We start from the raw sequence: 18,437 nt of genomic DNA, 5'->3' as shown, positions 1-18,437 counted from the left end.
CTTTATTATGATCGATTTAACACAAGAAAAACAAGAAATACTAATAAAAAACAAGTTTTTAGCCAAAGTTTTTGGACTTATGTCAATTGGACTTTTAATCTCGGCAATGTTTGCATATGCAACCTCAGAAAATCAAACAATAAAAGCAATAATATTCTCAAATTCAATGTCATTTATGGCTATAATACTTATACAATTTGGACTTGTATATGCAATAAGTGGTGCTCTTAATAAAATATCAAGCAATACTGCAACAGCTCTTTTCTTGCTCTACTCAGCACTAACAGGCGTAACATTATCTTCTATATTTATGATTTATACACAAGGATCAATAGTATTTACATTTGGAATTACTGCCGGAACATTTCTTGGAATGTCTGTTTATGGATACACTACAACAACAGATCTAACAAAAATGGGAAGCTATCTAATAATGGGATTATGGGGAATCATTATTGCATCTCTTGTTAATATGTTTTTTAGAAGCTCAGGTCTTAATTTCCTTATATCTATTTTGGGCGTAGTCATATTTACAGGCCTAACAGCTTATGACGTTCAAAATATTTCTAAAATGGATAAAATGCTACAAGATGACACTGAAATAAAAAACAGAATGGCGGTTGTGGCCTCACTTAAACTTTATTTAGATTTTATAAATTTATTCTTATATCTTCTAAGATTTTTGGGCCAAAGAAGAAACGACTAATAAAATAATAAAAAATCATAAAAATTCAATCACAAATGAATGCTTTAAATTTAAAGCATTCATTTTTAGAGGACTCTAACTCTATGAGTATAGATAGCTTAGAATTCGAAGAAAGTAGTACTCAAAATATAATAAAAAAAAATTTTGAGTTTGAAGGATATATTGAAAGCAATAAGCCAATAATAATAGAGGGAAAGCTTAAAGGTTTAATAAACTCATCAAACTCAATCTATCTAAGGGAAAAAGCTGATGTTAAAGCTGAAATAAAATGCCAACATTTACTAAATCATGGCAAAATAAAAGGAAATATTGAGGCTTTAAAAACAATTAAAATCTACAAAACCGGTAAATTAATAGGAAACATTAAAACCAAAGAGCTTTTTATTGATTCTGGAGCAATATTTAAAGGAAATTGTGAAATGGAGGATTTAGAAGAATGAAATTTTTTTTTCTATTACAAATAACTTTAATTCTGCTATCCAATTCAAGCTTACTATTTGGACAATCACCACCTAAAGAAAAAGAAGACTCTCTTCTTCTGTATAAAGAAGGAAGATTTAAAGAAGCTATTTTAAACACTTTAGAAGAAATTCGACTAAATACCAACAACTTAGATGCTAGAATAATATTGATATGGAGCCTAATAGCCATAGGAGAATACAAGAGAGCTGAAAAAGAGGCGATTATAGGGCTTGGTATTAAAAAATATGACATAAGAATTATTCAAGCACTAGGAGAAGCTTATTTTTTTCAAAAAAATTATGAAAATGCATTAAAATACTTTCAAGAATACATTAGCCTTGATTCTAAAGGAGCAAGAATAATAAAAGTTTATAATTTGATTGCAGATTCTTTCTATGAGCTAAAAAGATACAATGAAGCAGATTTTGCATACGAACATGCATTACGATTTTCTCCTAATAACCAAAATCTATTAATAAAATTAGCAAGATCAAGAATAAATGCAAAAAATAAAATATTGGCAGAAGAAGCACTAATTCAACTTCTTACAATCTCTCCTAATAATCTAGAAGCAAAAAATTTACTAGAAGAATTAAAAAAAAGCAACATCAAACCTTGACATTAAATTTATAAAAACTTATTCTTATTGTTAGCAAATTAATAAACTGGGCTGCTAGCTCAAGTGGTAGAGCATCGGACTCTTAATCCGCTGGTTACAGGTTCAAGTCCTGTGCAGCTCAAATTGTTAAATACATTTTTGGTATAAATTATTAATTTTATACCAATTTAGCTTGACATTATTAGAAAATAAATATATTATTACTTCTAATGGTCATAAAATGACTTTTGGGCTCATAGCTCAGGTGGTAGAGCAGCGCCCTTTTAAGGCGTTTGTCGTAGGTTCGAGTCCTACTGAGCTCACTTTTGTCCTCTTCGTCTATCGGTTAGGACTCCAGGTTTTCATCCTGGCAAGAGGGGTTCGATTCCCCTAGAGGATGTCTTGCTAAGAAGAAATTAAATAAAACATTCTTGCTTTCTAGTAAACCCAGAAAACAAGAATGTTTTTAAGTAAACACAAATTATTCGGGTATTAACAATATCTCTGCTCTTTCGTCAAGATTAATTTTCTTAAAAAATTTATTTATTAAATCTTTATTTAAGCTTGTCTCTATAAACTTAACACCAAAATTATTTTTAAATACTCCATACCAGGATACCGCTGCCAATATATTTGAAATCCAATAATCATTCTTCTCTGAATTTATTTTTGTATTTTTAATATAATTCTTCTTGATATAAGAAAAATCTTTATCATTAAAATCTATTTTTTGCCTTTCAATCATATAGCGATTAATAGAATTTAAAACATTATCAAGCTCTTTAGGCTCGGTAGTAAAAAAAATAGATAAAATACCATCGGAATCTACATTTTTCCTTACATTGGAGTCAAAAAAGGCTTGAATTGAATAAACACTAGACATTTTTTCTCTAATATTTTTTATAAGCCCATCCGTTAATAGATCTGCTAAAGCATTTAAATTTAACGAAGTTTTTTCTAAAAAATTAAATTTAAAAGGATAAATTACATAAGCAAAACTAGTTGAATTTTTTCCTTTCCTTACAACTATTTTATTAAAATCTTTACTGTAAGAGTAATCTAAATCTTTATACTCATTTATTTCTTTAAAGTTAAGATTGCCTAAATATTTCCTTGAATAAGCCTTTATTGTCTGAATATCTGAGTCTCCAGCAAAGACAAACTTAAAATTATTTGCATAAGTAAACCTTTTCTTATAAAAAGATAAAATATTTTCTTTTGTAAAATATTGCAAATCACTATCTTTTATATCTTCAAATCTAGGATCATTATTATTTAAAAATTTACTAATGGCTTTATGAAAATGATAATCAGAACTATTTTCATTGCTCTTTATTAATGCTTTTATATTATTAATAGCATTTTGCAAAAAAACATCATCTATTTTGGGTTCCTTGAAAGTAAAATATATAAGCTGAAAAAGAGTTTCAAGATCTTTTTTATCTGAACTTCCATTAATATACGATTCTTGAGCCCCAACAGCAACACTTAAAGAAACAGCTTTATCTGATAAATATTTTTCAGTCTGCAATGCAGAATAATCACCGTAACCTGAACCAGATACTACTCCGGGCGCAAAAGATAAAACAGGAATAAGTTTTAAATCCTCATTAAGCAAACCTCCCCAAGAAGTTGCACTAAAATCAATTAAACCCTTTTTTTGATCATTATATTTAAAATAAACTTCAACCCCGTTTTCAAGAACAAATGATGAAATTCCATTTTCAAACTCATTTTCTCTAATAATATCTTTATTATCTAAAGACTTATTAAAAAATTTATTCTCAATTGAAAAATTCTCATAAGACTTTAACTCTTTTTTTAAGGCTATCTTTTGAAGATTCTCAATATCCTCAAAAGATAAAACAGGATGTGCTCCTCCATAGTAAGAATAAAAAATTGCACAATTTTTTACATCAAACTCTCTTCCTACAAGATTGTTTATTGTTTTTAAATCAATCTTTCCCAAATATTGAAAAGAAAGGTCATAATATTCATTCATATCAAATTTATTAGAACCATAAATAGCAATTTCTATTAAATCTTCAAAAATAGCCCATGAATTTGTTTTATTTATATTCCTTTTCCTTGATTCTAAAGATTTAAAAAATTGAGATCTAACTTTTTCAAACTCACCTTGAGTAAATCCAAATTTTCTTATCCTCTCAAGCTCATAAAAAAAATCTTGAATTCCTTCATTCAAATGATCTGGATTAAAGTTTAAAGAAATAGATCTTGCAACAATAGTATTGTTATCTGATTTAAATGAAAAAAAATCTTTATTTGAAACATTTTTAAAATGCTTTACCCCAGTGGTCTTTAATTCAGAAAATCTATTTTCAAAAAGAGCAGCCAATAAAGACCTTTTAATATCATTTAAAACATCATCTTTGGTATTTATAAAGTTAATAATTTCCTTTTTAAAGAACATTAAACTGGGTTCTCCAACTTCCAAATCTTCTAAAAGTAAAAACTTATCTTTAAGCTCTACGTCTAAACTTACTTTTACTTCTTTAATTTTATCGGTTGGATTTTTCCAAGAAATAAATTGCTTCTTTATTTTCTCTTCAATTTCTATAGGATCAATATCTCCCACCACAATAACACTTGCAAGTTCTGGCCTATACCACTTTCCATAAAATTTTTTAAAATCCTCTGGTTGAAAAGATAAAATCTGCTCTTCAAGGCCAATAGGATTTCTAAATTCATAAAGACTTCCGCTTGTCAAAAACTTATCCATTTTTTTATAAATTCTTCTAGGATAAGTCTCACCAAGCTTTTTTTCCTCAATAATAATATTTCGCTCTAGATCTACTTCTTCTTTCATGAAGCTAATTTGAGAAGCCCAGTTTCTCAAAATATTTATAGATTCATCAATTTCATCTTTATTCTTACCGTCTGACAAATCAAGTCTATAATAAGTGAAATCAAAACTAGTAGCAGCATTAATGTCCGCGCCAAATTGCATTCCAAATTTTTTAAGAACATCAATTATAGAATTCCCTGGATAATCTTTTGTACCATTAAAAGCCATATGTTCAAGATAGTGCGCTATTCCCCTCTCATTATCTTCTTCATTAAGAGAACCCACATTAAAAACAATTCCCATATTAACGGCATTCTTTGGGGTTTGATTTTTATAAATATAATACCTTAGCCCATTAACAAGTTTTCCTTTTACCAAATTTTGATCTAACTTTAATTCATTAGAAACACAGGAAAACAAAAAAAATAGAAAAACGCTTGTAAATTTACAATAATTTTTAATTTTTTGATAATTCATTTGCACTCCCTCTTATTGAATTTATTTTTTCAGAATAAATTTTATTCAATGCTTTTGAAATAGATGAAAATCCAAAATCATTCCAATCTTTTAAACTCTTTAGCTTAGAAACTGGAAATAGCTCATAAAATAAAAATAACAACTCTTCTTTGCTTAATTTTGGAATATCATTTAAGTAAACTTTTTTATTAAAATCTTCAAGATAAATAAAAGGATTTGAACGCTTATCTAGAAGAAACTTATTTAAATTGGGCGTTAAAATGCTTTTATTATAAATTTCAATAGTAGTATATTCGCTTGGAACATTATCATAAAAATCGTTATTCAAAAAAGAATCTAAAATAATAAATTTGTTATCCTTAACCCCTAAGTTTCTACCATCTAAAGTCTTTAAAAGTCCATCCCCACTAATATGAACCAAAGCATTTAAATCTTTTGTGGCCTTAAAGATAAGCCTTGCATTGTTATATGCCTTAGATCGCTCTAAGTGCTCAGTATTATTATCTACTGCCAATTCTTTGTCATTTTTTAATAATAAATTTATGTTTTTTTCCTTTAATGCCTTATAAGCCAATTCAATATACTCTAAAGCACAGCTATTTCCCAAAACAAGTTGCTCTCTCTTTAATAAATTAATAAAAAATATCAATTCTTCTTTTTCAAGATTACGATAAAAATTTAGATCATTTAAATCAATGCCAAAACTAAAATTAACAATAAATATTAAATAAAAAATTGCAATGTTTTTTTTCAATCTAGCCTCCTCCCTTTAGCTAACTACATCAACCAACTCTAAAAAAACAGGACAATGATCACTTCCCATTACTTTGTCTAAAATTAGAGATTTTTTAACATTTCTCTTAAAAAATTCATTAACAACAAAATAATCAATTCTCCAACCCATATTTTTCTCCCTAGCTCTTGCTCTATAGCTCCACCAAGTATAACAACCCGGCTCCTTATTAAATATCCTAAATGTATCCACATATCCTTTGTTTAAAAAGTTATCTAGCCAATCCGTTTCTTCAATATAATATCCGGGCGAATCTCTATTAGAATCAGGATTTACAAGGTCAATCTCAGTGTGAGCAATATTAAAATCACCACAAATTACTACATTTTTACCACCACCCACAAGTGAATCTATAAGATTTTCGACATAAGATAAAAAATCAAGTTTATAAATAAGTCTTCTTCTTAAAGCTTGAGAATTGGGAAAATAACCATTAATTAATACAAAATCATCATAGTATGCTACAAGCCCTCTGCCTTCATTGTCAAAAATTTCTTTTCCAAGTAAATTTACAGCAATAGGCTTAACTTTAGAATAAATACAAACACCACTATAGCCTTTAATCTTTGACTTTGAAAAATAAGAATAATAATCCTTAAGAATCAAATCCTTTGGCAACTGTTCTCTTAAGGCTTTAGTTTCTTGAACACACAAAATATCTGGAGTATATTCTTTTACAAACTCAAGAAAACCCTTTTTTAAAACAGCTCTAATTCCATTTACATTCCATGAGATTAATTTCATAAATCCTCTTTAAATTTAAATCAAATATAAATCTTTAATCCATCATAAGCTAAATAGATATTGTCTTTTTTTAAATAATCAAATTCTTCGTGCATTATATCGTGTGCAATATGTGTAAAGTAAGAAATTTCGGGATTGATTTTTTTAATCTCGCTAATAGCCTCTGAAAAATTTAGATGAGTCGGATGAGGCTTAATCCTCATGGCATCTATTATAAGTAAATCTAAATTTTTTAAATAATCATAAGACGCTTCAGGAATAAATTTAACATCAGTAAGATACGCTAGATTGTTTACCCTATAACCCAAACTAACTATATCTCCATGAATCAAGGGAATTGGCACTATCTTTAGACCTTTAAAAAAAATAGGCTTAAAATCTTTAGCCACATTAGGAATAATGTCTGCCTTTCCACTTAAAGAAGGATTGGATGAAAAATTATGCGAAAAAGCATTCATTATATGAACTATGGCAGTATCTCTAGCATAAATGTTTAAAGGAGCAGCTCGTGTATAAAACTTAATATCATCAAAACCCATAATATGATCATAATGTTCATGGGTATAAAGTACTAAATCAAGCTTATCTATATTTTCTCTTAAAAGTTGTTGTCTAATATCAGGACCTGTATCAATCAACAATTTAATCCCAGAAGATGCCTCAAGAAAAAAAGAACTTCTCAATCTTTTATTTTTACTAGAACTTGAAGTACAGACTCTACAGCTACAATTTAACATAGGAACACCACTTGAAGCACCAGTTCCTAAAAAGGTTCCGACCATATGTTACTACCTTTCACCTGTAAAGCATAATCTATTTTAACACAACATTTTATATTAAACAAAAATAAACTCTCTTAATTAAACAATTCTTCTTAAATCTAAAATTATATTAACACTATTTAATAATCAATTCTGTAAACTATTTTGGAAAAATTGCTTTTATGCTTATAATTATTTAAGGAAAAATTATTTTTATGGATACGCAAATTTATGAACTCATTTTCTTAACCAGTTTTAGCATATTTTTAATAGTAAATTTATTTAATTTTAAAAAAGAATTTACTTATGAAGACTACTTCATAATATTTCCAGGTACTTTTTTTGTAATAACCTTATACTTTACAGAAATCAGACCGCTAATGTTATATATTGGCAGTATATTCTTAATCTTTATGATAATCATCTTCTTTAAAAACATAAAAACAATAGTAAATAGAAGAAGAAGAAGCAACAGGTCTATAAAACAATCAAAAGGAATATTTCTTTCAATTTTGCTAAAAACAGTGCTTGTAATGCCTGCTATTTTAACCGTTATTATTGCAACCATTTTTTCATACTTAGCACTTTTTATAAATTATCCTAAAGACGAAAACAATAGCAGCTATCAGATTGGATTTGCAAGAATTAAAGATCACAAAAATGATTTAAACTTATCGATTTGGTACCCTGTAAGCTCAACATTGGGCCTTAAAAAACAAAATCCATTTCTTTTATACGAATTTAATCCTTTTTTCATAAACGAAATGAATTATTTACCAAAAGAAAATAACATATATAAACAAGCCCTTATTAGCAATAACCAAAAACTATACGATTCTGTTTTGCTTATACTTCCTTATTATTCTCACGATTCAATGTTCAAATCTTTAATTAGCAGGCTTGTTAAGAAAGGAAAAATTGTTTATTTATATTCACCAAAATATAAACATATGAAAAGCTACGATTTTATTAAAAATAGCCATAAAAGTATATTTAGCTATGTAATCAATAAAAGTATTAGCTATTTAATTGAGCCTGCCAATATTCTTAATGAAAAAGCTGATATTGCATCTACTGAAAATGATATTCAAAGCATTATTGAACTAGCAAAATCAAGTCAAAATTTAAAGTTTTTAAATTCAAAAATGAACCTTAATAAACTAACGTTAATTACACTAGGAAATCAAGCAAATATTGCTAATTTTATCCTTGCAAAAAACATAAACATAACAAAATATATCAATATAGGAGGAAAACCGCAAACAATAAGAAATTTAAAAAACTTACAACTAATTCTAAAAGAAAATGAAAAGAATCTCCACACAAAAGTTGTTAATATAAACTCTATAAAGCTAACAGATATAAGCAATATTGCAGAAATTTCTGATCTTATTTTTAGCAGAAACTATTTAAAAAGTTTTAATTTTTTAAAAAACAAAAAATCAATGTTATCAAAATTTAATTCTATAGTTAATGAAATTAATAAATTTATTGAAGAGGAAAAATAATAATGATAAAAAAATTCTTGCTATTTGCAATGATCAATATCTTTCTAACAAATGAAGCTCATAGTAATGAAGAGATAATCGAAATAAGTACTGAAATACAAAAAGAAAAATATATTCCCTTTTTAATAAGTAGAGGAAAAACTCAACTGGAAGACCTTGTAAAATATACTTTAGAAATAAATCCAGACCTTGACAAAAATTATGTAAGCACTGTGGCTAAAACCTATATAAACGAATCTTTGATTGAAGGGGTTAATTACGACATCGCCTATGCTCAAATGCTACTAGAAACAGGAGCTCTAAAATTTAATGGAATAGTTTCAAAAGAGCAACACAATTTTTCAGGAATAGGCGCTACTAATAATCTTACAAAAGGAAATTCTTTTTCCAATATTAAAGAAGGAATTAAGGCTCATATTCAACATTTAAAAGCTTATGCTTCAAAACAAAATATCAAATCAAATATGGTTGATCCTAGATTTTACCTTGTTAAAAGAGGATCTGCTCCAACAATATATGATTTGACTGGAAAATGGGCAAAAGACAAACTTTACGATAAAAAACTTAAAAAAATATTATTAGAACTATTAGAATATAATAATGCAAATAAAAGCTAAAAGCTCGCTATATGATTTTCTAGAAAGAATATATTCAAAATACAATAAAAAAAAATTTATACATCCAGATCCTTTAGAATTTCTATACAGGTATAAAGAAAAAGAAGACATTGAACTTGTAGGCCTAATTAGTTCTTCATTAGCACTTGGAAAAGTAGAAAAAATTTTAGAAGCAATCGAGACAATACTTAAACCACTTGGCAAATCCCCTTCTGAGAACCTTAAGCTGGTAAATGAAAAAGATTTAAAAGAAATATTTAAAGGATTTGTTTATAGATTTTTCAAAGGGGAAGATATTGTAAGGCTACTGTACACCCTTAAGGTAATAAAAGAACATCACCATACACTTGAAAATCTTCTTTACAGTATTTATTATAAAAACCAAAATTTTATACTCAGCATAGATGAATTAATTAAACATATGGAAAAAATAAATGGAAGAGAATTCGGAATGCTGCTTCCAAAGCCTTCAAAGGGAAGCTCTTGTAAAAGACTTTTTTTATTCTTAAGATGGATGATACGCAAAGATGACGTCGATTTGGGCATTTGGAATAAATTCAATCCCAATCAGCTTATAGTGCCAATGGATACTCATATGACAAACATTGCTTCAAAACTATTTAAAATCAAAGAACTAAAAAACGTAAATCTTAAAAAAGCAATAAAAATTACAAGCTATTTTTCAAAAGAAAATAATAAAGATCCTGTAAAATACGATTTCTCTTTAACCAGATTTGGAATAAATAGAGATTTTAATAAAGAAAAATTGTTAAAAACCATTAACAAACTATAAAATTTTATTTATAAAACATTTAAAATAAGACATACTTAAATCATTAAAACAAAAATACCAATTTATCATAAAATAAAAAGGAGAATATATGAACAATCTTGAAGAAAAGATAAATACTTATAGCAAATTAATTTTGGGGTCTTGGCAATTTGGAGGAGGATACTTTAAACAGGTCGAAAAAGAAACCGCTAAAAAAATATTAAAAAAAGCATACAATCATGGGATCAGAAATATTGATACTGCAAGAGCTTATGGAAATGGAATTTCAGAAAAAATAATTGGTGAAATAATAGAAGAAGATCCAACAATAAGAGAAAATATTTTAATCGCGAGTAAATGCTACCCAATGGAAATTTCAGAATATACAAAGAACTTTAATGAAAGTCTTAAAAATTTAAAAACTGATTATATAGATATTTACTATATACACTGGCCTAAAAACGATTTTGACCTAAGACCAATTGCATCATTTCTTGAAGAAATGAGAGCAAAAGAAAAAATAAAATATGTAGGTGTAAGCAATTTTGAAATACCACACATGGAAAGCATAAAAAAAGTTTGCAAAATTGACGTAAACCAAATAGGATACAACCCCTTATTTAGAAATAAGGAAAAAGATGTAATTCCCTACTGTGAAGACAACAATATTGCCACCATATCATATTCAACAATTGCTCAAGGACTTTTATCCAAAGCTAATATAAAAGATAAAAACAAATTTAATGATATTAGAACAGAAAAATTGATACTTTTCAAAAAAGAAATTTGGCCTTATACTTTGAAAACCATAAATAAACTTGAAGAGATAGCAAAGACAAATAACTTAACAATTTTAGAATTAACATATTCATGGCTTAAAAAAACAAAATTAAGTGGATTTATAGTGGGCTTCAGCAAAGAAAATTATGTAGAATCAAACTTGAATTCATTTAAAGCAGAAATTAATGATAAAGTATATGAAAAGATAACATCAATTTTAGATAATTTCAATCAACAAACAAAAAATTTCCCAAATTTATTTAACAAAAAAATTTAAAACTTTAAAAACAAAAATTTCAATCAACAAACTTAAATAGAATTTCCTAAAATTCTAATACCTTCTACAGTTAAATGAATATTAAAAATAAACTCTATCTCAATTAATGGCAAAATTAAGTCAGCATTGCCCCCAGTAATTATTAAATTAAATTCTTTTTTATACATCTTTTTAATATCCCAATAAACACCTTCTATTAAATACTTATATTGATAAAATAAACCGCTGTTTACACTCCCGGATGTAGTTCTCTCTAAAAGATTATTTGGAGTGCTAATAGGAAATTTCTTGAGAAGATAGGCATTATCTAATAAAGAATTAAAATTTATCAAAGGACCAGAATTTATAAGACCACCAAGTATCCCATCTTGCCTACTAACAGCAAAAATGGTACAAGCTGTTCCAAGATCTACTACTAAAACATTTTCAAATGAATAATTTTCAATGGCTGCAACAAGATTAGAAAAAACATCTGAACCTAGCAAAAATTTACCGCTTTTATAAGGATTAAATGTCAAATCATAATTTGAATCAAAACCAATAAACAAGGGCTTTATTTTAAAAAAAGAAAAAATGACATTTTTAAATATTTCATTAAGAACAGGAACAACGCTACTTATAAAAACTTGATTTACGTTAAAATTAAAATTTTCTTCAAGAAAGCTATAAGCCTCATCATACCTTAACATAAGATTTGTTTTCATTTTAATAAACAAATTAACTTGATTATCTTTAAATAAGGCAAAAGCAATGCTAGTATTTCCAATGTCAATTATCAATTCTGATAATAAGAGTTTATTCATAAATATTTATTTTTTTGGCAATTTTGTCAAATCTCAATAAAAGATTAAAAGACCTTTTCTTCTTGGGCGTTGCTTTAATAACCAAAATTTTACTCAAAGGATAATACTTCCAACCATCAGAATATACATAAAACTTATAGTCTGTAAACCAATCAATTTCTCTAAATCTAACTAAAGTTGGATTTAAAATATTTCCAAAAAATATATAGCTTGAATAATTAATCTCTTGATCAAAATCAATTGCAACTTTAGCATCAGTAATTTCGCGATTTAAAATCCTAGAAGCAGTATATATCCACCTGATAGATCCATGGCTAGAAATAAAGATAAATTGGGGCAGATATTGATTATCAATAATATCAGAATAATAGCTTTCATAAGGAATTTTTTTGGCATAATCACTCATCAAAGAATAATAAATTGCATTAAATGAAAGCTTTAATATTAAATTATCTTTTAAATAAGATGATATTCTTTTAAGAACCCCAGAAATCTTTAATGCATACTCAACAACATCAGATGAATTAATGTTATTATTTAAAATATACACTTTTCCTTCATCTGTAACACCAAATAAAGTAAATATAAATTTATAAAGCTCCTTTTTAAAACTTAAATAAAAAGAATCATCAGCTCTAATCTTAAGAAAAGTAAGATAATTAGATAAAATGTTGTAGGCTTGGCTTAAACTAAAATTAGAACTTAATATTTTTTTAGGATCTTTAAGAAGATTTAAAGCACTGTTTAATTTAGAGCCGTTTTCTGATAAAAAAATTTTTTCCAAAAGATGAGAATCCTCCTTTAAATAAACCATAAGTCTGTCTTCTTCAAGAGAGTCAATAAAAGTTTTATTCCTTGATAAATAAGAAAAAAATTTATCGAATTGATCTGAATTAGCATAATAACATAAACTTAAATAAGTCAACTTATGTTCATTTTTAACTAATAAAGAATCTAATTTTAAAATTATTGACTCGTAATCCCCTCTGACTAAAGATTCTGCTAAAAAACAAACCATTAAATTTTCATCAAAGCTATATGCACCATATTTAAGCCAACCTCCCTTTGAAACATTAAAATTAACAGAATTGTTCCAATAATCATAAGCATTTTGTCTAAAATTGTTTAAAGCATCATTAAAAATTTTATTATCCACCTCTTTAACTTTTAAACGTATAGTGGAATAATCCAATACATCACTTTTATTACTTTGATTGCCCTCTATAATCGAATTTGAAATATTTTTCTTTGGTGAATCAATATAAATAGCGTTGCCAATTCTAAATGCTGCTTGAGGAGAAATTAAAATATCTTTTTCTCTTATCTTTACATTTTCTCCTAAAAAAATTTTATATTCCAAGTTCTTCCCTTGTCTTATTGAAATAGTAGGATCATTTAATAAAACTTCATAATGATCTTCAACTTCATAACTTAACAAAAAGCTCTTAGAGAGATTTGATTCAATACTAAAATTATTTTCTGAATCGAGTAAAAACCCAAGAAAAATATTATTCTCAAAATAAACATAAATACCTATGTTTTGCACTTTATAAGAGATGGGGAAAAGATTTAAACCAGTTTCTAAAACAACAAGTGGATTAAGTTTTGATAAAAATATCCTAAGTCCCCTAACATTAACAACAATATCATTTAAAATATATTCACTATTTTCAACCTTATTATTTACTTCCAATTTTATATCTTTTAAAAAAAAGATATTTAGGTTTAAATTCCTAAATTGTAAAAAAATAACAACAAACAACATTAAAGAACCAAGCAATAAATTAAAAGCCCCTGCCCTTAAAAACTCCTTCATATGATGATTCTAATCATAAAAAATCAAAATATCAATATTGATTGCATAAAAACAAAAAAAATAATACAATTATAGGTTAGCTAGTTAAATAGGAGTAAAATATATGAAAATTCCTAAAAATTATATTCCAGGAACAAACCCTTACAAGTCTCTGCCTAAAAAACCTATTATTGAAAGCAAGAAAAAAATTACTAAAAAACAAGAACAAATTAATTCAGAAATTATGAAATCTCAAGAGCGTATTTTGAAACTATACATGCGGCGCCTACAAAAAAAAGATCAAATAACTCTTCAAAATTTTATTTTAGAAGGACATAAAGTAGGCTCCAAAATTTTCAATAATTTGCCAAAAACACTAAAAGAAATAATAGCTTTAATGAATATAGAATCGTTAAAAGTGCTAAAAAAAAATACAAAAAATCCAATTAAAATGCTTTACATAAAATTTTCAAGCTGGACCTTAAACAAACTAATCAAAACACTCGACATTGAATCTAATAACAACAAACCCGCAAAACATAAATAATAATTTTCAAATTCTTTTTATATCTTGCTTATTAATTTTTTTATTTGCATCTTTTCTTACAATGTCTATTGTTGATTTATCATCAGGATAAATAAAAATCTTTCAAGGACCATCTTTTATAATTGTTGGGTTCTAAAATATACATTGAATCTATGTCTAGTGTCATTTGATTGCCACAATAAAATTCACCAACCATACCCAACTTATTACCAATAGCTAAACACGCTGCAATATTCCAAAGCCCTAAAAAAGAAAAATAGGCCTTATAAGAACCTGTAAAAAGTTTGGCAAAGAATATACACAAGAATCATTAATATGAATATTAGAAGAAATATCAAAATTAAATGACCTTATAATAGACCTTAAAACTGCAAGCCAACTATAAATATTATAACATTCAGAATTATCAAAAATAAATTAAGTAAAATATTCTTTTAAAGGATAGCTACCAATGTTTTTTAGCATAAAATACACTATCTTTAAAAGCAATAAAAAACTCTCCGCTTAAAGAAAGAGAAATGGCTCATTCAATAATTTTGCCGCCACTAGCATACACTAGCGATACTCCACATGAAGGAAGGCCTGCTGCAAAAGAAGAAGTTCCATCAATAGGGTCAATAATAAAAGTACTCTTTGATATTAAAGCATCTTTAATATACTCTTCTTCATAAGGAGATATAGTCTCTCCTCTAAGAACAAAATTACCAAGCTTTTTGATTTCTTTGAATAAGAATTGCTCAATTTGCTTATCAACCTTAGTTACAATAGACCCATCAGATTTAAAATCTAAAATTAATTTATCAAAACCACTTAATGCAAGCCTAATCGATTCATTTAACAAAAATATAATTTTTTCAAAATCCCAATCCATTTTTATATTGATTCTCTTATTAATAATAAATTCTAAAATTGAAAAATCATCTCTAAAAGCATTATACCTTGATAAATTTAATATTTTTTCATAAAGCACCTCTAAAAAAAGCACTAAATTAGAATAACTTTTACTAAAAAAAGTATAAAAATCATAAATATCCATATTAAATTTTTTTATTTTCAATCTCACAGATTCTATTAAATAGCAAAAGATAAAAAAATTTATCAAACATAAACTCCTTTTCCTGATAAAAAACATAGTTCCCAATTTAAAACAATGTCCTTTGATTTAAGCGCCAAAACCCCATTAAAATTAAAAAACAATAACTGAAAGTAAAAGCATTGAAACAAAGCTCATTTTTATAATTTTTACATTCAAAATTTCATACTACACTGCAATACACACATCGCTTCTAAATTCAATAAATAATTATTGACATAATTTAATGCTTAAAAAAGACTTGGGTTATTAAGCTATCACAACATAAAAATTAATAATATTAATATACTAGGGAAAAGTAAAAATAAAAAAGCAAATTCTATACTATGGCCACATATGTCTATTAAATAAATTTTAAAAAAAAAAGAATTTAAAAACCTAAGCTTTAGTCATAATTTCAAATCATATTATTTAAAATAGAAGTTGAAAGCTCAAAACCAAAGGTTTTTTTAGAAACTTTAACTATAGGAGCCCCTTGCCTTCTTTTATATTCATTTTTAAAACAAAGATTTAAAACTTTATCAACTATACTTTTTTCAAAATTAAGATAAATTGAATCTACAGATTCATTGTCAATCAAATATTTATTTAAAATAACATCAAGAACTTCATATTTTGGAAGATAGTCACTATCTTTTTGATCAAACCTTAACTCAGCTGAAGGCTCCTTTAAAATAATATTAACAGGAATAATACATTGGTCAAATTTTGCATTAATATACTTTACAAGATCATAAACCTCTGTCTTAAAAAGATCTCCAATCAAAGCAAGTCCTCCACAAGTATCCCCATAAAGGGTACAATAACCAACTGCAATCTCGCTTTTGTTGCCAGTATTTAAAAGCAAAGAATTTTGAGAATTACTATAAGACATTAATAAAAGCCCCCTTAACCGAGCTTGTAAATTCTCCCCAGTAACACCTTTAACATCAAAATATCCTTCAAAAAATTTACTGCTTACTTCAAATAAATCTTTTATTGGCATTTCAATCAATTTAAAACCTAATTTTCTAGAAAGTTCTTTAGCATCAGAAATAGAATCTGCTGATGAAAATTTACTAGGCATAGAAATCCCAACAACATTCTCAGCGCCTAAAGCAAAACATGCAAGACACGCAACAAGAGCAGAATCAATACCCCCAGATATACCCAAATGAACTTTAGAAAATCCCGAAAAAGAAACATATTCTCTTAAAACAAGAGATATTGCTAAAATAATTTTTTCAAAAAGCTCATTACATGTATCAAATTTTAAATCTTGAAATGTATCATTAGATATAAAATCAAATTCAAATCCTTTGGCTTGTTTTATCTTGCCAAAACTATTAATAAAAAAGCTTTGCCCATCATAAACTGCAGAATCTTCAGCCCCATAAAAATTCGAATAAACAACATCCAGATTATTCTCAATAGCAACTCTTTCAAATAATTTTAACCTAAGATTATTCTTTTCCTTAGTGAAATAAGATTTAGACGGCACTATTAAGTACTGAGCCTTCTTTAAATCCTCGCCAAATTTGGGAATTAGCTCTTTAAATAACAAATCATCCTCAAAATTTAATACAGCAAATAAATTGTCCTTATAACTAAAAAATCCAGGCAAATTGTATTGTGATACAGTTAGAATAACTTTATGATCACTGATGACAGAAACAACATCTACAAGTTTGTCATCCTTATAAACACTATGACCAAAAACAATTAAAGTGCTGTCATCAACCTGTTCTTTCATAAATTCAATAAACTTACATACATTTTGAGAATATTTAAAAAGCTCAAACAACTTGCCATACTTAGTATTGCCTAAAAACATAGAAGGAAAAACTAAAACGTCTGAACCCCTTAGCAAAGCTGCATCATAATTAATTTTAAAATCAGTAATACATTTATCAAAATCTAAGGCTCTGTATTTCGTTTGAGCAATGCTTATTTTCATAGATTAAATAATAAGCAATAATACATTAAATTACAACAAAAAATTAATAGCTTAGCAAAACCAATACTCGACCACATTTTAACAATACTCCAATATTAAGGGTATCTATAAACAAACTAAAAACAAACAAAACCAAAAAATGCTACCAAAAATATTCTTATTAATAAAAAAATAAAATTTTTTATTTTGACAAAAAAATACACACGAACATTTTATCAAATAACAATATGTATCAATACAACACTATTAATAAAAGCTTAAGAAAAATATACATATTGCAAATGATCAAAATGAATCAATTTTATTAAATTTTAAGAAAGAAAAAAATTTGTAAAATATTTTTTTTAAAGATAAAATGCTTTATCAAAGGAGGAAAAATGGAAAAAAAAGAAACTAAAAGCGAATCTGAGAAAAACAACAAACAAGATAATAAAAATACAAAATCTCAAAAAAAAGAAAACTTAAATTCAGTAAATTCTGATAAAAAAATTACTGAGCTTGAAAATGAAATCTCCAATCTTAAAGATTTGTATTTAAGAAAACAAGCAGAATTTGAAAACTTCAGAAAAAGATTAGAAAAAGAAAAAGACAATTTTGTTAAATTTGCAAATGAAACCATAATGAAAGATGTCGTTAATTTTCTTGATAACTTAGAACGAGCTATTAACTCTTCAAAAAAATCTAAAGATTTTGATAACTTATTAACAGGAATCAGTATGATTGAAAATGAAATACTATCAATCTTTGATAAAAAATATAATTTAAAAAAATTTGGAGAAAATGGCGAAAACTTTGATCCAAGTCGTCATGAAGCAATAAGCATTGAAGAAAAAGAAGGTCTTAAAAATCCAGAAATAGTAGAAGTATACCAAAAAGGATATTGCTACAACGACAGAATATTAAGAACAGCAAAAGTTAAAGTTGCTCAAAGCAAAAATTAATTAGAAAAAGGAGGTTTATAA

Annotated in this window: 16 protein-coding genes, 2 tRNA genes and 1 pseudogene; 11 read left to right on the top strand and 8 right to left on the bottom strand. The window is 26.6% G+C overall.

The annotated features are described in order from the left end of the window. Nucleotides 1–7 precede the first annotated feature (7 nt). The 5 genes from QIA00_RS02685 (at nucleotide 8) to QIA00_RS02665 (ending at nucleotide 2,089) form a co-directional block, all read left to right on the top strand. Nucleotides 8–706: a Bax inhibitor-1/YccA family protein gene (locus QIA00_RS02685; RefSeq protein WP_231014079.1), complete on the top strand. Its 699-nt coding sequence runs from the start codon at nucleotides 8–10 to the stop codon at nucleotides 704–706. 35 nt (nucleotides 707–741) lie between these two features. After that, entirely contained in the window at nucleotides 742–1,146 is a 405-nt protein-coding gene (locus QIA00_RS02680) for a bactofilin family protein (protein WP_316257322.1), read from the top strand. Beyond that, the gene (locus QIA00_RS02675; protein ID WP_316257321.1) at nucleotides 1,143–1,787 is read left to right on the top strand and encodes a tetratricopeptide repeat protein; all 645 of its coding nucleotides are present in this window, start codon (nucleotides 1,143–1,145) and stop codon (nucleotides 1,785–1,787) included. Before QIA00_RS02680 ends, QIA00_RS02675 begins: the two co-directional genes overlap by 4 nt. A 48-nt stretch (nucleotides 1,788–1,835) precedes the next feature. After that, nucleotides 1,836–1,908 (top strand) — tRNA-Lys (locus tag QIA00_RS02670). 108 nt (nucleotides 1,909–2,016) lie between these two features. Beyond that, nucleotides 2,017–2,089, top strand: a tRNA-Lys gene (locus QIA00_RS02665). A 158-nt stretch (nucleotides 2,090–2,247) separates the two neighbouring features. Here the strand turns inward: QIA00_RS02665 and QIA00_RS02660 are convergent. Genes QIA00_RS02660 through QIA00_RS02645 form a run of 4 tightly spaced genes read right to left on the bottom strand, consistent with a single transcriptional unit; the run spans nucleotide 2,248 to nucleotide 7,368 of the window. After that, entirely contained in the window at nucleotides 2,248–5,049 is a 2,802-nt protein-coding gene (locus QIA00_RS02660) for a M16 family metallopeptidase (RefSeq protein ID WP_316257320.1), read from the bottom strand. Beyond that, nucleotides 5,030–5,803, bottom strand: a complete 774-nt coding sequence (locus tag QIA00_RS02655; protein WP_316257318.1) for a hypothetical protein — start codon at nucleotides 5,801–5,803, stop codon at nucleotides 5,030–5,032. Before QIA00_RS02655 ends, QIA00_RS02660 begins: the two co-directional genes overlap by 20 nt. Before the next feature lie 15 nt (nucleotides 5,804–5,818). Further along, nucleotides 5,819–6,586 (bottom strand): exodeoxyribonuclease III, encoded by a 768-nt coding sequence (xth, locus tag QIA00_RS02650; protein ID WP_316257317.1) that lies wholly within the window; start codon nucleotides 6,584–6,586, stop codon nucleotides 5,819–5,821. A gap of 20 nt (nucleotides 6,587–6,606) precedes the next feature. Further along, nucleotides 6,607–7,368, bottom strand: coding sequence for an MBL fold metallo-hydrolase (locus tag QIA00_RS02645; RefSeq protein ID WP_316257316.1), 762 nt, complete (start codon nucleotides 7,366–7,368; stop codon nucleotides 6,607–6,609). A gap of 194 nt (nucleotides 7,369–7,562) precedes the next feature. Between QIA00_RS02645 and QIA00_RS02640 the strand changes: the two genes are divergently transcribed. The 4 genes from QIA00_RS02640 (at nucleotide 7,563) to QIA00_RS02625 (ending at nucleotide 11,301) form a co-directional block, all read left to right on the top strand. Then, nucleotides 7,563–8,855 (top strand): hypothetical protein, encoded by a 1,293-nt coding sequence (locus QIA00_RS02640; RefSeq protein WP_316257315.1) that lies wholly within the window; start codon nucleotides 7,563–7,565, stop codon nucleotides 8,853–8,855. Between the two features lie 2 nt (nucleotides 8,856–8,857). Then, the gene (locus QIA00_RS02635; RefSeq protein ID WP_316257314.1) at nucleotides 8,858–9,472 is read left to right on the top strand and encodes a glucosaminidase domain-containing protein; all 615 of its coding nucleotides are present in this window, start codon (nucleotides 8,858–8,860) and stop codon (nucleotides 9,470–9,472) included. Then, nucleotides 9,456–10,265: a TIGR02757 family protein gene (locus QIA00_RS02630; RefSeq protein WP_316257313.1), complete on the top strand. Its 810-nt coding sequence runs from the start codon at nucleotides 9,456–9,458 to the stop codon at nucleotides 10,263–10,265. The genes QIA00_RS02635 and QIA00_RS02630 overlap by 17 nt, the downstream gene beginning before the upstream one ends. Before the next feature lie 88 nt (nucleotides 10,266–10,353). Continuing rightward, complete coding sequence (locus QIA00_RS02625; protein WP_316257312.1) at nucleotides 10,354–11,301, top strand: aldo/keto reductase; 948 nt, start codon at nucleotides 10,354–10,356, stop codon at nucleotides 11,299–11,301. 32 nt (nucleotides 11,302–11,333) lie between these two features. Here QIA00_RS02625 and QIA00_RS02620 read toward each other — a convergent pair whose 3' ends face one another. Continuing rightward, a complete protein-coding gene (locus QIA00_RS02620) occupies nucleotides 11,334–12,104 on the bottom strand; it encodes a type III pantothenate kinase (RefSeq protein WP_316257310.1) in 771 nt (256 codons plus the stop codon). Next, on the bottom strand, nucleotides 12,097–13,920 hold the full coding sequence (locus tag QIA00_RS02615) for a hypothetical protein (protein ID WP_316257308.1): 1,824 nt from the start codon (nucleotides 13,918–13,920) through the stop codon (nucleotides 12,097–12,099). The genes QIA00_RS02620 and QIA00_RS02615 overlap by 8 nt, the downstream gene beginning before the upstream one ends. A 103-nt stretch (nucleotides 13,921–14,023) precedes the next feature. Here QIA00_RS02615 and QIA00_RS02610 point away from each other — a divergent pair, with 103 nt between their 5' ends. Continuing rightward, nucleotides 14,024–14,446 (top strand): hypothetical protein, encoded by a 423-nt coding sequence (locus tag QIA00_RS02610; protein ID WP_316257306.1) that lies wholly within the window; start codon nucleotides 14,024–14,026, stop codon nucleotides 14,444–14,446. Nucleotides 14,447–14,452: 6 nt separating this feature from the next. Here QIA00_RS02610 and QIA00_RS02605 read toward each other — a convergent pair. Further along, nucleotides 14,453–15,317 (bottom strand): annotated as a pseudogene (locus QIA00_RS02605) (inositol monophosphatase family protein). Nucleotides 15,318–15,936: 619 nt separating this feature from the next. Further along, nucleotides 15,937–17,475 (bottom strand): NAD(+) synthase, encoded by a 1,539-nt coding sequence (gene nadE / locus QIA00_RS02600; RefSeq protein WP_316257305.1) that lies wholly within the window; start codon nucleotides 17,473–17,475, stop codon nucleotides 15,937–15,939. 377 nt (nucleotides 17,476–17,852) lie between these two features. On the opposite strand from nadE, the gene grpE reads away from it, so the two are divergent. After that, nucleotides 17,853–18,416, top strand: coding sequence for a nucleotide exchange factor GrpE (grpE, locus tag QIA00_RS02595; protein ID WP_316257303.1), 564 nt, complete (start codon nucleotides 17,853–17,855; stop codon nucleotides 18,414–18,416). Nucleotides 18,417–18,437 lie beyond the last annotated feature (21 nt).

This window comes from Borreliella americana (assembly GCF_032595795.2).
Taxonomy (GTDB): domain Bacteria; phylum Spirochaetota; class Spirochaetia; order Borreliales; family Borreliaceae; genus Borreliella; species Borreliella americana.
Note: the sequence above shows the minus strand (reverse complement) of the source record. Positions and strands in the feature narration are given on the sequence as shown.